Consider the following 463-nt stretch of genomic DNA (forward strand, 5'->3'; position numbering starts at 1 on the left):
AAAAAAAAAAATGGACACTTTCTTACTCCAAGTTCCCAAGATTTCTTTATTACCTCTTCAAAATTAACATGCCCTGTACCAAAAGTAATCTCTCTAAATTTTCCTGGCACAGTTTCTTTTAAATGTACTGCTGCAATATGACCTCTTCCAGTTTCAAAATCATCTATAACTGTTGTTCCATAATTTAAAGTAGCATTTTTTACATTTCCGCAATCAGGATAAACTTGAAGATAAGGTGAATTAACCATTTCAACAAATTCCATTGCCTTTTCAACAGTGTTCATAAATTCTGTCTCCATTGTTTCAAAAGCAAGTATTATTCCTTTGCTAGAAGCAATGTCTACAGACAACTTTAAATTTTCTTCAAAATATTTTCTTGTCTCATCATTTCCGTCTTCATAATAAACATCATATCCAGCAAGCTGAATTATTCTTATTCCTAGATCAGAGGCTAAATTCACTG

The 463-nt window shown here is 31.5% G+C and carries 1 protein-coding gene; it reads right to left on the minus strand.

Going from position 1 to position 463, the window contains the following annotated elements; all coding sequences use genetic code 11:
• Positions 1-463: TIM barrel protein (locus NG904_RS16885; RefSeq protein ID WP_252232884.1), on the minus strand; the 463-nt coding region annotated here is incomplete at both ends.

The sequence above is a fragment of the Clostridium sp. ZBS15 genome (genome assembly GCF_023845705.1).
In the GTDB taxonomy this organism is placed as follows: domain Bacteria; phylum Bacillota; class Clostridia; order Clostridiales; family Clostridiaceae; genus Clostridium; species Clostridium aquiflavi.